The organism is Nonomuraea sp. NPDC003754 (assembly GCF_053605785.1).
Genome location: NZ_JBSGJX010000028.1, coordinates 1 through 13,034, shown reverse-complemented (window position 1 = coordinate 13,034; position 13,034 = coordinate 1). Strand labels below are relative to the sequence as shown.

Genomic DNA, 13,034 nt, shown 5'->3' with positions numbered 1-13,034 from the left:
CGGCGGACACGCAGGGACTTCGGACCCTACAGCACCCGCCCTTCCGGGCCTGGGATGGAGATGGGGAGGAGCCATCATGCGCACCAGAGTGAACGACATGGTCGACGCGGTCGACGACCTGGCCTCGGCCGAGGACGACAGCCCTGCCCGGGGTGGCCGGTAGCCATGTTCGTCCGCGAGGTCATGACCAGTCCCGTGGTCACCGTCCGCCGCACCGACCTGGTGCGGCGGGCCATCCGTCTCCTCCACGGGCACGACATCACCGCCGCTCCCGTCGTAGACGAGGCGGGCCGGGTGATCGGCATCGTCAGCGAGCTGGATCTGCTTCGCGGCGAGTTCGACCCCGACCCGCGAGCGCACGCCCTGCCCGTCCACGGGTCGGCCGAGCCCCCGCCGTCGACCGTCGGCGAGGTGATGACCGGCAAGGTGATCACCGTCACGGAGAACACGGACGTCACCACCGCCATCGAGCTCATGGTCGGCCAGCGGGTCAAGAGCCTGCCGGTGATCCGCGGCGACGCGCTGGTCGGCATCGTCAGCAGGCGCGACCTGATGGCGCTGCTCGCCCGCCCCGACTCGATGCTGCGCGACGACGTGCTCGCGGCGCTGCGGGAGCAGTACCCTCGGTACCCCGGCGACGGGGTGAACGTCCAGGACGGCATCGCCGAACTGGCCGGCCCCGCCGACGACGTCGCCGACGTGATCGCCAGAACCGTCCCCGGCATCGTCCGGGTCACCCGCAGGAGCGCGCCATGAGGGCCACCGTCCAGGACGTGATGACCACCGGCGTCGCCGCCGTCGAAGCCGACGCCCCCTTCCATGTGATCGCCGAGCTGCTCATCGCGCGGGGCGTCAGCGGCGTCCCGGTCGTCGACGACAGCGGCCATGTGCTCGGCGTCGTGTCGGAGGCCGATCTGCTGTGCAAGCAGGAGTTCAAGGAGCGCTACTACGGCGACGTCTACCGGCCGCCACTGCGCGCACGGCTGCGCCACCGCACGGGCACCCCGCGCAAGGCGACCGGCGAGACCGCCCGCGAGCTGATGACCTCTCCCGCGGTCGTCACGACACCCGGATCCTCCGTGGTGAGCGCCGCCCGGCTGATGGACGCCCGCGGGGTCAAGCGGCTGCCCGTCGTGGACGCCGACGGCCGGCTCGTCGGCGTCGTCAGCCGGCGCGACCTGCTCAAGGTGTTCGTCCGCCGGGACGAGGACATCAGGGCCGAGGTCGTCAGGGCGCTGGGGGCGCGCACCGCGGCGCGGGTCGACGTCGTCGTCGAGCAGGGCGTGGTCACGATGACCGGCACGACCGGCACGCTCAGCGAGGCGCTCCTCGCGGTTCGCGACGCCGAGAACGTCGACGGCGTGGTCGCCGTCCACGACCAGGTGACGTGGGGGCGCGACGACGTCGGGGCGGCCGACCTGCCGACATGGGACGGCGCCTGACCAGCGGCGCCTGACCAGCGGCGCCTGACCAGCGGCGCCTGACCAGCGGCGCCTGACCAGCGGCGCCTGACCGGCGGCGTCTGACCGGCGGACCCCAGAGACAACGAACGCCTGCTGGGCGGCGTCAGTCAGGACCAGGACGCTGACCGGGCGGCGGCGATCGCGGCCTGGCCGAAGCTGATCTCGCCGTCGTTGACCGGGATCCGCTCGCCGATGTACGGGTCGAAGCCCGCCGACTCCAGGCGGGCCAGCAGGTTCCGCAGGGTCGCGACGCCGTCGTACACCCACAGCCCGGCCCTGCGGTCGAGCCGCCAGGCGAGCGGCTCGGCCGTACCGGTGGCGCACTGTTCGAGCCTGAGGGCGGCCTCGCCCTCGAAGGTGGTGATGTCGCAGAGGCCGAGCAGCGCCGCTGCGGCGGCGAAGAGGTGACCCGCGCTCGAGGAGACCGGGCATCTGGCGTTGCGCGCGATGAGGTTCCTGACGATCGCCGCGTCGGTGGCCAGGTCGCCCGGCACCGGCGCAGGGTGGGCGGTCTCTCCGCCGATGAGATAGCCGAGCGCCATGCGGGCGGGCCGGCGGACGGCCGCCACGCCGCCGGGCATCGGCGCGTGCGAGAAGCGGCCCAGCCGCCGGTATCCGGTGTAGTGGGCCAGCAGCAGCTCGCCGCCCCAGAACGTGCCGTCGTCGCCGAGCCCGACTCCGTCGTAGGCGAGGCCGAGGAAGGGACCGGGCAGCCCGTGCTCGGCCGCGACCGCCGCGACGTGCGCGTGGTGGTGCTGGACGGCGACGCGGCGCGGCCACCGCTGGGCCCAGCGTGGTGGACACGTATCCGGGATGCAGATCGTGCGCGGCCAGTTCGGGTTCGATGCCGTGGACGTCGCGCAGCCACGTCAGCTTCCTGTCGAAGGCGTCCAGCGTCGCGTCGTCCTCCAGGTCGCCGAGATGCGGGCCGAGCACGGGACCGGCGCCTCCCACTCGGTGGTGTCCGCCGTGCCGACGGCGTTCCTGGTGCTCACCGGGGACCTCTCACATCAGGGGCGGGACGAGGTAGAGGTCGTCGCGCGGGAAGGTCAGCTCGGGGACCACGTCCACGACGCCTTCCAGCCGCCTGATCTGCTCGACGAGCGCGATGGCCTGCGAAGCGCGTTCGACGTGGCCGCCGACCGTGACGACCCCCTTGTGGACGGTGATCGTGAAACCGGCGCCGATCAGCTGCCTGACCTCCGCCTCCAGCTCTTCGGCCGGGCGGATGAAGACGCGCAGCACGTCGGCCTCGTGGAGGGTGCCGACCATGCGCCCGGTGACCGCGTCGATCACGGGCAGCTGCCTGATGCGGCTGTCGTGCATCATCCTGGCGGCGTCCTTGACGAGGGTGCCGGGGGTGACGGTGATCGCGGGCGTGGTCATCAGCTCGGTGGCGGTCCTGCCCGCGGCCTTCTTGTGCTCGGCCCGGGTCGTGGCGCTCTCGAAGATGGAGGTGGGGTGCCGTACCGTGTCGATCTCCTTCAGGAGCAGGTCGTCCTGCGAGACGACGCCCACCGGGCGGCGGTCGGCGTCGATGACGGTGACCGCTCCCACGGCGTAACGCTTCATCGCCGCCACGATGTCGGCGAACGTCGCGCTCTCCAGCACGGCGATGGCGACACGGCCCATGACGTCCTGGACTTGAATGGCCATGGTTTCCTCCTAGGGTCGGCTACCAGCCTGCTCGTCCGCGGTCCGCGGCGGCAGCGGCGAACGTCCCGCCAGGCCAGGCCTTAGGTCCCGGATCTCGGGCGGGTCCTCGCCGTGCTCGCGGGTGTAGGCGCGGGCGCGCAGCCTCGCCTCGGCCATGTCCTGGCGCAGATGCGCCTGGGCGGTGCCGAGGCCCTCGACGCGGTCGATGACGTCCATGACCAGGTGGTAGCGGTCGATGTCGTTGAGCATGGCCATGTCGAACGGCGTGGTCGTGGTGCCTTCCTCCTTGTAGCCGCGCACGTGCATATGGGCGTGCCCGTGCCGCCGGTAGGTGAGCCGGTGGATCAGCCACGGGTAGCCGTGGAAGTTGAAGATCACCGGCCGGTCGGTGGTGAACAGCGCGTCGAACTCGGCGTCCGACATGCCGTGCGGATGCTCCGACGGCTGCTGCAGCCGCATCAGGTCGACGACGTTGACCACCCGCACCTTCAGCCGCGGCAGCCGCTCCCGGAGGATCGCCGCCGCGGCCAGCGTCTCCATCGTCGGCACGTCGCCCGCGCAGGCCAGCACCACGTCCGGTTCGGCCCCGGCGTCGGTGGAGGCCCACGGCAGGATGCCGAGACCGCGGGTGCAGTGGACGATCGCCTCCTCCATGGTGAACAGGTCCAGCACCGGCTGCTTGCCGGCGACGACCACGTTGACGTAGTCGCGCGAGCGCAGGCAGTGGTCGGCGACCGACAGCAGCGTGTTGGCGTCCGGCGGCAGGTACACCCGCACCACGTCGGCCTTCTTGTTGACCACCACGTCCAGGAACCCCGGATCCTGGTGGGAGAAACCGTTGTGGTCCTGCCGCCACACGTGCGACGACAGCAGGTAGTTCAGCGACGCCACCGGCCGCCGCCACGGGATCCGCCTGGCCGTCTGCAGCCACTTGGCGTGCTGGTTGAACATCGCGTCCACGATGTGGATGAACGCCTCGTAGCAGGTGAACAGGCCATGCCTGCCGGTCAGCAGATAGCCCTCCAGCCAGCCCTGGCACAGGTGCTCGCTCAGCACCTCCATGACACGCCCGTCGGGGGCCAGATGGTCGTCGCCGGGCAGCAGGATGGCGTTCCATGCCCGGTTCGTGGTCTCGAAGACGGCCGACAGCCGGTTGGAGGCGGTCTCGTCCGGGCCCATCAGCCGGAAGGTGCGCGGGTTGCGGGCGATGACGTCGCGCAGGAAACCGCCGAGGACGCGGGTGGGCTCGCTGGTCCGCGTGGCGGGCTCGGCCACCTCCACCGCGTAGTCCCTGAAGTCGGGCAGGCGCAGCGGGGTGAGGAGCTCGCCGCCGTTGGCGTGCGGGCTGGCGCTCATCCTGCGCTCTCCGCGCGGGACGGTCGCCAGCACCTCCGGCATCGGCCGTCCTCCGGAGTCGAACAGCTCCTCGGGCCGGTAGGAGCGCATCCACTCCTCCAGCAGCGCCAGGTGCTCGGGGTTCTCGCGCACCTGGGCGAGCGGCACCTGGTGGGCGCGCCAGGTGCCTTCGACCTGGACGCCGTCCACGACGGCGGGTCCCGTCCAGCCCTTCGGCGTCCGCAGCACGATCATCGGTGGCCGGCCGGCCTGCCCGTCCCTGAAGTCGCGGATCTGGTCGAAGACCACGTCGAGCGTCGCGGCCATCTCCTCGTGGGACGGGCCGACGACGTGCGGGCGGTAGCCGTACCCCTCCATGAGCTTCAGCAGCTCAGCCTCGGGGATCCGGGACAGCACCGTCGGGTTGGCGATCTTGTAGCCGTTCAGGTGCAGGATCGGCAGCACCACACCGTCCCGCGCCGGGTCGAGGAACTTGCCCGAGTGCCAGCTGGCCGCCAGCGGGCCGGTCTCCGCCTCGCCGTCCCCCACCACGCAGGCGACGACGAGGTCCGGGTTGTCGAAGGCGGCGCCGTAGGCGTGCGCCAGGGAGTAACCGAGCTCGCCGCCCTCGTGAATCGAGCCGGGCGTCTCCGGCGCGACGTGGCTGGGGACGCCGCCGGGGAAGGAGAACTGGCGGAACAGCCGCCGCATCCCCGCCTCGTCCTGCGAGACGTCCGGATACCGCTCGCTGTAGGAGCCCTCCAGCCAGGCGTGCGCCACCGCCGCCGGCCCCCCGTGCCCCGGGCCCACGACATAGATCATCTCCTGGTCACGCTCGGCGATGATCCGGTTGAGATGGGCGAAACAGAAGTTCAGCCCCGGTGTGGTCCCCCAGTGACCCAGCAGCCGGGGCTTGACGTGCTCCGGCCTCAACGGCTCCCGCAGCAGCGGGTTGTCCAGCAGGTAGATCTGCCCGACGGAAAGGTAGTTCGCCGCACGCCAGTAGGCGTCGATGTCCTTCATACCCGCCACACTCGTCCGGCCGCCGCCGCGTGGATAGGGACCTTGGTCCTCAACCGCGAGGCATCTACGTGAATGAGAGTTGCTCGCCGCCGCAGACCGGGCCGACTTCCGCTTTCTCAAGGAGACGATCGAGGTCAGCGGCTCCCTGCTGTCCAAGCACGTGCTCGTCCTCGAGGAGGCGGGCTACGTGAAGGTGTCCAAGGGCTTCGTGGGAAAGCGGCCCCGCACCTCGCTGTCCCTCACCGACGAGGGCAGGGCCGCGTTCGCCACCTACACCGCCGTCCTACGGAGGATCACCGGTGCCTGAACCCACCGCCGGCCACGACGCCCACAACATCATGAAGCAAGCCGTCTGATCGACGCCGGCACCCCCGTGAAGCGCTGAGCTTCACGGAGGCCGCCCTGCCGGGGGCTCTCAGGCGGTGCGGACGACGGCGACCGGGCAGGTGGCGTGGTGCAGCACGCCCCTGCTGACCGAGCCGAGCAGCGCCCGCTCCACGGGGTTCCTGCCGTGGCTGCCGACGACCACCAGATCGGCCTGTGCCGACGCCTCGGTGAGCGCCTGCACCGGGTGCGCCTGCCTGACGTCCTCGACGACCTCGACCTCCGGGTGGTTCGCCCGGCAGGCGGCGATCGTCTCGGCGACGACCTTCAGCTGCCGCTCCCTGATCTCGTCCAGGTCGTAGACGAGCCCGGGAGAGTAGACGTGCACCGGCAGCTCCCACGCGTGCAGCGCGCGCAGCCTGCTGCCGCGCAGCTTCGCCTGCTCGAACGCGTAGGCGAGCGCCGGCTCGCCGCCCGGCGCGTCGTCCACGCCCACCACGATCTCGCCCCGCGCCGGCTCCGGAGCATCGCGTACCACGACCACGGGGCAGGGCGAGTGACCGGCCACGTGCATGCTGACCGAGCCGAGCAGCATGCCCGTGAAACCGCCCAGGCCCCTGCTGCCGACCACGACCTCGGCCGCCTCGCCCGCGGCCTCGACCAGGACGGCCGAGGGAGAGCCCTGGACCAGCCGCGTGTCCACCGTCACCTCGGGCCGGCGCGCCCGTACGACCGCCTCGGCCTCGGCCAGCAGCTTCTGCCCCGCCTGGATCAGGGTGTCCGGCCACTCCTGCGCCGGGAACGCCGCGATCTGGTACGGCCAGCGGTCCACCGCGTACACGATCCGCAGCGGTACGCCCAGGCGCAGCGCGTCGTCGGCGCCCCACTCCACGGCGGCCTTCGCCGCGGCCGAACCGTCGAACCCAGCAACGATCATGGCTCCTCCTTCGTCTTCCCCATCGCACCGCCGAAGCCCCCCGCAGCGACAGAGGCGAAGGTCCTCGAACACGGAGGACCGAAGTAGGGTGATCCAGTGATCAGCGTCCTGGTGCTCAACACCGGCTCCTCGTCCTTGAAGTACGAGGTCATCGATGTCGAGAAGGGGACCCGGCTGAGGCGCGGGCTGACCGAGAACGTCGACGACCACGGGGCGGCGGTCTCGGCCATGCTGGAGTCCCTGGAGGACGTCAGGCCCAGGGCCGTCGGTCACCGCGTGGTGCACGGCGGCACCAGGTTCCGCGAGCCCGTCCTGGTCGACGAGCGGGTGACGGCGGCGATCGAGGAGCTCACCCCCCTCGCGCCGCTGCACAATCCGGCCAACCTCACCGGCATCCGCCTCGTCGCCGCCGCCTATCCCGGGGTGCCGCAGGTGGCCGTCTTCGACACCGCCTTCCACCACACGCTGCCGGCCGAGGCGCACACCTACGCCGTCCCCCGCGACTGGGGCGTGCGGCGCTTCGGGTTCCACGGCACGTCCTGCGCCTACGTCTCGCGCGAGGCGGCCCGGCTGCTCGGCCGGCCGCTCGACGAGGTCAACCTGATCGTGCTGCACCTGGGCAACGGCGCCAGCGCCACGGCCGTCGCGGGCGGGCGCAGCGTCGACACCTCGATGGGGCTGACGCCGCTGGAAGGCCTGGTGATGGGCACCCGCTCGGGCGACGTCGACCCCGCGCTGCCCGGCTACCTGTCCCGGGTCGCGGGCATGGACGTGCGCGACGTCGAGGACGCCCTCAGCCGCGACAGCGGCCTGCTGGCGCTGGCCGGAGCCGGTGACATGCGCCGCGTACGGCAGGCGGCCGACGAGGGCGATCCGGCCGCCGTGCTGGCCCGCCGGGTGTACGCCTATCGCATCCGCAAGTACGTCGGCGCCTACTACGCCGTCCTCGGCCGGGTCGACGCGATCGTCTTCACCGGCGGGATCGGCGAGCACGACGACGGCACGCGCGCGGCCGCGCTGTCCGGCCTGGACCGCCTCGGGATCGCCGTCTCACCGGAGCGCAACCAGGCCGGCGAGACCTTCGTCTCCCCGCCGGAGGCCGACGTGGCGGTCGTGGTCGTGCCCACCGACGAGGAGTGGGAGATCGCCCGCCAGGTGATCGACGTGGTGGGCCGGGCCTGAGCCGGCGCTCAGCGGAAGATCGCCTGGTCCACGACGAACCAGATGAAGTCCTCGTCCTCCCATGAGCATCGCAGCTCGCCCGGGATCGTGAAGCCGCCGGACGTCGTCTCGGCCGCGCACGTGGCGGTGAACCTCTCGTAGCGATCCTCGTGCCAGCGGGAGAGGTGGACCGACTCCAGACGGCCGTCGGGCGCGACGGTCAGGGTCACGTCGTGGTCGTGGACGCGTGCGACGACCCGCCGCTCGTCGACCGGCTTCCACAGCACCGCGGGGTCGAGCGCGACGGCGGGCACCATGACGAACTCGGCCGCCAGCCTGCCGAGCGCGCTGCGGGCCACGCCGGGGCCGTCGTCCGACATCACCGGGAAGAGGCCGAGCAGCCGCCACCGCATCTGCGCCGACCCGTCGAGGTAGCGGTCGAAGCCGGTCACCAGGTGGGTGCCGGCCGCCCAGACGTAGCCGGTCAGCGGGGCGAGCGCCTGCCGGGCGTGGAAGTCGCGCCAGGAGGTGCCGAGTTTGATCGCGCCGTGGCTGCCGAGCACGACGGAGGTCCGCAGGGGCGTGCCCGGCCGTACGGCGCGGGTGAGCCAGCGCCTGGCGGGGTCGGGGAGCGCGTGCGCCTCGGCGGGGTCGAACGGGCGCGGCTCGGGCGTCGGGGTCTGCAGGACGGCCCAGTCGTGTCTGGCCCGGTCGGTCAGGCCCGGCGGGGCCACGACGACGCTCATGACGGGTCCGCCACGGGCGGCACGGCGCGGTCTTCGGTCATGGCTCCATGGCACCGCGCGGACGGTGGCGCGGCTGGGGGCGAAGGTCCCCGATGGGCAGGACTTTCGTCCCGCCCGCGGGGTGCCGGGGCCGGACGCGGGGCCGGTGCCGTTGGTCCGCGCGGGTAGGGCCCTTCGACCCTGCCCTTCTCTCCCGAACGGTCGCACCGTGGAGAAGGAAAGGAGGGCGTGACATGACCGAGCAGATCGTTGTCGGGACGGACGGCTCGCCGGACGCGGCCGTCGCGGTCGCATGGGCGGCCGAGGACGCCGAGCGCAAGGGGGCTCGGCTGCATGTCGTCCATGTCGTCGACTACGCCCGCTACAGCACGCCTCGTTTCTCGTCCATGAACCTGCAGGACGAACTGACGAAGGCCGGCCAGGCACTGCTGGAGCACACCGCCAGGGACGTGCGCGACAACCGGCCCGGCCTGGCGGTGACGACCCAGCTGGCCGTCGGGCATCCCGTGGCCGAGCTGAGCGTCCTGTCCAAGGACGCGGCCGAGCTGGTGGTGGGCACCCGCGGGCTGAACGCCCTCGCGGGCGCCGTCCTCGGTTCGGTGAGCCTGGGAGTCGTCAGCCATGCGCGGGGCGTGGTGGTCGTGGCGCGCGAGGCGTCGCCGGCCGGCGACGAGGTCGTGGTGGGGGTGGACGCCTCGGAGGCCAGCAGGCCCGCGCTGGCGCACGCCTTCACCGAGGCCGCGCGGCGCCGCGTGCCGCTGCGCGTCGTGCACGCGTGGCAGGTCCCCGTCCACTTCATCTCCTTCGACAGGGACGCGGCGCTGCAGGCCCAGACCCGCGCCCTGCGTGACCTGGTCGCCCCGTGGCGCGCGGAACGGCCCGACGTGAAGGTGATCGAGGACCTGGTGTGCGCTCCGCCGATCATCGCCCTGGTCACCGCCGCCAAACGGGCCGGCTTGCTCGTGGTGGGCAGCAGGGGCCGCGGTGGCGTGAAGTCCGCCGCGCTGCTCGGCTCAGTGAGCCACGGCGTCCTGCACCGCGCGCGCTGCCCGGTGGCCGTGGCCCGGTGATCTCGTGGCCCGGTGATCTCGCGGTCCGGCGATCTCCCTGGTGGGGTGGTCCGCGGGCGGCCGTCACCGCACGAGGACCGGGACCCGCTGCACCTGGTTGTTGGCCATGCCCTGGCGGTTCCACGGCTGCTCGACCGGCTGGACGTCGCCGGCGGCGTCGCGCGCCCTGACGCACAGCTCGTGGCGTCCCGGCTCCTGCGCGTGCCACGTCCACCGCCAGGACCGCCAGGCGTACCGGCCGGGTTGCGGATCCAGCTCGGCCGCCGACCAGGTCGCCCCGCCGTCGGCGCTGACCTCGACCCGCGTCACCGCTCCCCGCCCCGACCAGGCCCGGCCGATCAGCTCGTGGACGCCGCGGTCGACGACGCGCTCGCGGGTCTGGAAGTCGGGAAAGCCGGGAGGCCGCATGAGCGCACGCGGCCTGATCCTGGTCACCGGCTCGCCCACGTCGTCCGGTCCCTGCTTGATCCGGTACGCCGTGGCGTTCTGGAAGCCCTGGAACGGCGTGTCGAGCACCGAGACGCGCACGAGCCATTTCACCTGGGCCATGCCGTACCAGCCGGGCACCAGCAGGCGGAGCGGAGCGCCGTGCTGCGGCGGCAGCGGCTGCCCGTTCATCGTGTGCACCAGCAGCACGTCCTCGCGCAGCGCCTCGGCCAGCGGCAGGCCGCGCGTGTAGTCCTGCTCGACGCCGCGTTCGACGCCGTGGTCGGCGCCGGTGAACGCCACGTCGGCGCCGCCGTCCCGGATGCCCGCCTCGCGCAGCAGCGGCGCCAGCGGGGTGCCGGTCCACTCGGCCGTGCCGACCGCCTCGTCCAGCCAGGGCTGGCTGATCGGCCGGGGGTCGAGCCGGGCCCGGCCGTTGCCGGCGCACTCCATGGTGACGCGCTGGGTGACCTGCGGCCTGGCCTGGAGCTCGGCGAGGTCGAGGGTCAGCGGGTGCCGGACGTGGCCGTCGATCCGCAGCCGCCACTCACCGGGGTCGAGGTACGGGATGTCGTAGTGGATCAGCAGGTAGTGCAGGCCCACCGGGGTGACGTCGTAGCGCAGCGCCTCCAGCGGCATGCCGTGGTTGCGCGCCGCGAGCCGGAGTTCGTCCAGCGAGATGCCCTCGCCGGGATCCGCCACTCGCGCGGGCGGGCTCACCGATGTGTCGACAGTGGCCATGTCCACCACCCCTTGTCCCGTGCTACCCCCTCGGGCAAGCGGGTGTCCAGCTCCCGGACGGCAAATTCCCGGTCGACCGCGATCGGCCCGGGCGCCGTCAGCCGGTGGGCTCCTTGCGCGGGCGGACCACCGCGACGGGGCAGTGGGCGTGGTGGAGCAGGCCGTGGCTGACCGAGCCGAGCACGGCGGAGGCGAGCCCGCCCATTCCCCGGGACCCGACCACGACCAGGGCGGCCGTCCGGGAGGCGTCGACCAGCGCGGCGACCGGATGCTCGCACAGGAACGACTCCTTGACCTCGATGTGGCCGTGCTCGTCCCGCCACCGCGCCACCCGCTTGCGCACCAGGTCGGCGGTGTCCTCGGCCACCCGGTCCGCGATGTCGCCGTAGCCGGTCGCGTACGGCGCGGTGACCGGCATCTGCCAGGCGTGCACGGTGTGCAGCCGGACGCCCCGCGCGAGCGTCTGCTCGAGCGCGTAGTCCAGGGCCGCCTCGGAGTGCTCCGACCCGTCGATGCCCACCACGACCTCGCCGTGCTCCGGCCGTTCCGGCTCGCGCACGATGACGACCGGCACGTCCGCGTGCCCGGCGACGGCGAGCCCGACCGAGCCCAGCAGCAGCGCGCCGAACCCGCCGAGCCCTCTGCTGCCCAGCACGATCGACTCGGCGGCGGCGGCCTCGCCCAGGAGCGTCTCGACGACGTGTCCGGGCAGCAGCTCCGTCGTCACCCGCACGCCGGGAGCGGCCAGGCGCGCCCGCTCGGCGTCGGCCGCCAGCGACTCCTGGCACGACACTGTCTGCTCCGGTACGCCCCAGCGTTCGCACACGTGGACGATCCTCAGTGCGCGCTTCCTGCGGCCCGCGTCGGCCGCGGCCCACTCGACCGCTCTCGACGCCGGCTGGGATCCGTCCGTCCCTGCGACGATCGTCTTCGCGTTCGTCATGGCAGCCTCCTTCTCCTCCCCTCAGCCTGGCAGCCGCGTGGCCAGGCGGGAGGAGGCGGAGGTCCCCGAAGCGGGTGACCTTCGGCCCCTGGGAGCGGGCGGCTACAGCGGCACGCTCCAGTGGATGCGGGTGCCGCCCGTGGCCGGCGAGCCGACCTCCATGACGCCACCGCACCGGGCGGCCCGCTCCTCGAGGTTGCGCAGCCCGCTACGCCTGCCCTCCTCCTGGATGCCGACCCCGTTGTCCTCGACGACGAGGGTCAGCGTGTCGTCGGCGACGATCACGCCGACGTCCGCCCTGGTGGCCTTGGCGTGCCGTACCACGTTGGACAGGGTCTCGCGCAGGACGGCGAGCAGGTGCTCGGCCACCTGCTCGGGAATCTGGTGATCCACCTGGCCTTCCATCCGCAAGCCCGGCATGAAGCCGAGGTGGCCGCGGGCGTCCTCGACCATCTCGACGATCTGGGCGCGGAGGCTGGGCGCCTCCGGCCCCCTGGAGACCTGGAGGGCGAAGATGGTCGAGCGGATCTGCCGGATCGTCTCGTCCAGGTCGTCGACCGCCTGCTGGACGCGCGCCGCCGCCTCCGGCCGCTCGACCATCCGCAACCCGCCCATCAGGGTCATGGCCGTGGCGAACAGCCGCTGGATGACCACGTCGTGCAGGTCCTTGGCGATGCGGTCGCGGTCCTCCAGCAGGCGCAGCCGTTCGGCGTCCCTGCGGGTCTCGGCCAGTTCGAGCGCGATGGCCGCCTGTCCGGAGAAGGCCATCATCATCGCCAGGTCACCGCGGGCGAACGGCAGCCGTCCTGGCCGTTTGACCATGGCGATGACGCCCCGCAAGGACTGCGGCGCGCCGAGCGGCACGACGAGCGCCGGGCCCGCGCCCAGCCGGCTGAGCGGCGACTCCGCCGGCAGGTGCCAGCTGATCTCGATCAACGGCTCGCCGGTGGTGAAGACATGGCCGGTGACGCTGCCGTCCACGGGAACCGAGGAGACGCGGAGATCTTCGGCCTGCCGGCCTTCGGCGACCTCGATCGTCAGGTTCTGCCCGGCGTCGTCGGGCAGCATGACCAGGACGTCGTCGGCGTCGGTCATCGCCTTGGCGCTCGACGCCAGCATGCTGAGCACGTCGTGCGAGGCGGCCCCCGACAGCAGGCTGGTGGTGATCTCCGAGGAGGCCTGCAACCACGTCTCCCTGCGCCGCGTCTC

General features: G+C 72.6%; 13 protein-coding genes and 1 pseudogene. 5 read left to right on the top strand and 9 right to left on the bottom strand.

All coding sequences use genetic code 11. The features are described 5' to 3' along the window. Positions 1-165 precede the first annotated feature (165 nt). Both ACWEVS_RS29705 and ACWEVS_RS29700 read left to right on the top strand, forming a co-directional pair. Complete coding sequence (locus tag ACWEVS_RS29705) at positions 166-756, top strand: CBS domain-containing protein (RefSeq protein ID WP_449923854.1); 591 nt, start codon at positions 166-168, stop codon at positions 754-756. Then, positions 753-1,442: a CBS domain-containing protein gene (locus tag ACWEVS_RS29700; RefSeq protein WP_452554186.1), complete on the top strand. Its 690-nt coding sequence runs from the start codon at positions 753-755 to the stop codon at positions 1,440-1,442. The genes ACWEVS_RS29705 and ACWEVS_RS29700 overlap by 4 nt, the downstream gene beginning before the upstream one ends. A 128-nt stretch (positions 1,443-1,570) precedes the next feature. Here ACWEVS_RS29700 and ACWEVS_RS29695 read toward each other — a convergent pair whose 3' ends face one another. From ACWEVS_RS29695 to ACWEVS_RS29680, 4 genes and pseudogenes are all read right to left on the bottom strand, one after another. Further along, positions 1,571-2,098: a Kae1-like domain-containing protein gene (locus ACWEVS_RS29695; RefSeq protein WP_452554252.1), complete on the bottom strand. Its 528-nt coding sequence runs from the start codon at positions 2,096-2,098 to the stop codon at positions 1,571-1,573. Between the two features lie 211 nt (positions 2,099-2,309). Continuing rightward, positions 2,310-2,399 (bottom strand): annotated as a pseudogene (locus tag ACWEVS_RS29690) (hypothetical protein); the annotation flags it as partial. A gap of 69 nt (positions 2,400-2,468) precedes the next feature. Then, the gene (locus ACWEVS_RS29685) at positions 2,469-3,119 is read right to left on the bottom strand and encodes a CBS domain-containing protein (RefSeq protein WP_449923862.1); all 651 of its coding nucleotides are present in this window, start codon (positions 3,117-3,119) and stop codon (positions 2,469-2,471) included. A gap of 9 nt (positions 3,120-3,128) precedes the next feature. Beyond that, positions 3,129-5,477, bottom strand: a complete 2,349-nt coding sequence (locus tag ACWEVS_RS29680) for a phosphoketolase family protein (protein ID WP_452554185.1) — start codon at positions 5,475-5,477, stop codon at positions 3,129-3,131. A 79-nt stretch (positions 5,478-5,556) separates the two neighbouring features. On the opposite strand from ACWEVS_RS29680, the gene ACWEVS_RS29675 reads away from it, so the two are divergent. Continuing rightward, the gene (locus ACWEVS_RS29675; protein WP_452416255.1) at positions 5,557-5,784 is read left to right on the top strand and encodes a winged helix-turn-helix domain-containing protein; all 228 of its coding nucleotides are present in this window, start codon (positions 5,557-5,559) and stop codon (positions 5,782-5,784) included. A 108-nt stretch (positions 5,785-5,892) separates the two neighbouring features. Here the strand turns inward: ACWEVS_RS29675 and ACWEVS_RS29670 are convergent, their stop codons facing one another. Next, a complete protein-coding gene (locus ACWEVS_RS29670) occupies positions 5,893-6,738 on the bottom strand; it encodes a universal stress protein (protein ID WP_449923872.1) in 846 nt (281 codons plus the stop codon). Positions 6,739-6,834: 96 nt separating this feature from the next. On the opposite strand from ACWEVS_RS29670, the gene ACWEVS_RS29665 reads away from it, so the two are divergent. Beyond that, complete coding sequence (locus ACWEVS_RS29665) at positions 6,835-7,920, top strand: acetate/propionate family kinase (protein WP_452554184.1); 1,086 nt, start codon at positions 6,835-6,837, stop codon at positions 7,918-7,920. Between the two features lie 8 nt (positions 7,921-7,928). Here ACWEVS_RS29665 and ACWEVS_RS29660 read toward each other — a convergent pair whose 3' ends face one another. After that, positions 7,929-8,645: a DUF6544 family protein gene (locus tag ACWEVS_RS29660; RefSeq protein WP_452554183.1), complete on the bottom strand. Its 717-nt coding sequence runs from the start codon at positions 8,643-8,645 to the stop codon at positions 7,929-7,931. 233 nt (positions 8,646-8,878) lie between these two features. Between ACWEVS_RS29660 and ACWEVS_RS29655 the strand changes: the two genes are divergently transcribed. Then, complete coding sequence (locus ACWEVS_RS29655; protein ID WP_449923880.1) at positions 8,879-9,715, top strand: universal stress protein; 837 nt, start codon at positions 8,879-8,881, stop codon at positions 9,713-9,715. A gap of 63 nt (positions 9,716-9,778) precedes the next feature. Here the strand turns inward: ACWEVS_RS29655 and ACWEVS_RS29650 are convergent, their stop codons facing one another. The 3 genes from ACWEVS_RS29650 to ACWEVS_RS29640 all read right to left on the bottom strand — a co-directional run. Further along, positions 9,779-10,882, bottom strand: a complete 1,104-nt coding sequence (locus ACWEVS_RS29650; RefSeq protein WP_452554182.1) for a sulfite oxidase — start codon at positions 10,880-10,882, stop codon at positions 9,779-9,781. A 97-nt stretch (positions 10,883-10,979) separates the two neighbouring features. Further along, positions 10,980-11,825, bottom strand: a complete 846-nt coding sequence (locus tag ACWEVS_RS29645; protein ID WP_452554181.1) for a universal stress protein — start codon at positions 11,823-11,825, stop codon at positions 10,980-10,982. 102 nt (positions 11,826-11,927) lie between these two features. After that, positions 11,928-13,034 (bottom strand): sensor histidine kinase (locus ACWEVS_RS29640; protein WP_452554180.1); only part of this gene is annotated, 1,107 nt, incomplete at its 5' end.

Coding starts and splice junctions, on each gene's coding strand:
- ACWEVS_RS29700 (WP_452554186.1), top strand. CDS start 753: ATGAGGGCCACCGTCCAGGACGTGATGACCACCGGCGTCGCCGCCGTC.
- ACWEVS_RS29685 (WP_449923862.1), bottom strand. CDS start 3,119: ATGGCCATTCAAGTCCAGGACGTCATGGGCCGTGTCGCCATCGCCGTG.
- ACWEVS_RS29650 (WP_452554182.1), bottom strand. CDS start 10,882: ATGGCCACTGTCGACACATCGGTGAGCCCGCCCGCGCGAGTGGCGGAT.
- ACWEVS_RS29705 (WP_449923854.1), top strand. CDS start 166: ATGTTCGTCCGCGAGGTCATGACCAGTCCCGTGGTCACCGTCCGCCGC.
- ACWEVS_RS29655 (WP_449923880.1), top strand. CDS start 8,879: ATGACCGAGCAGATCGTTGTCGGGACGGACGGCTCGCCGGACGCGGCC.
- ACWEVS_RS29660 (WP_452554183.1), bottom strand. CDS start 8,645: ATGAGCGTCGTCGTGGCCCCGCCGGGCCTGACCGACCGGGCCAGACAC.
- ACWEVS_RS29670 (WP_449923872.1), bottom strand. CDS start 6,738: ATGATCGTTGCTGGGTTCGACGGTTCGGCCGCGGCGAAGGCCGCCGTG.
- ACWEVS_RS29645 (WP_452554181.1), bottom strand. CDS start 11,825: ATGACGAACGCGAAGACGATCGTCGCAGGGACGGACGGATCCCAGCCG.
- ACWEVS_RS29680 (WP_452554185.1), bottom strand. CDS start 5,477: ATGAAGGACATCGACGCCTACTGGCGTGCGGCGAACTACCTTTCCGTC.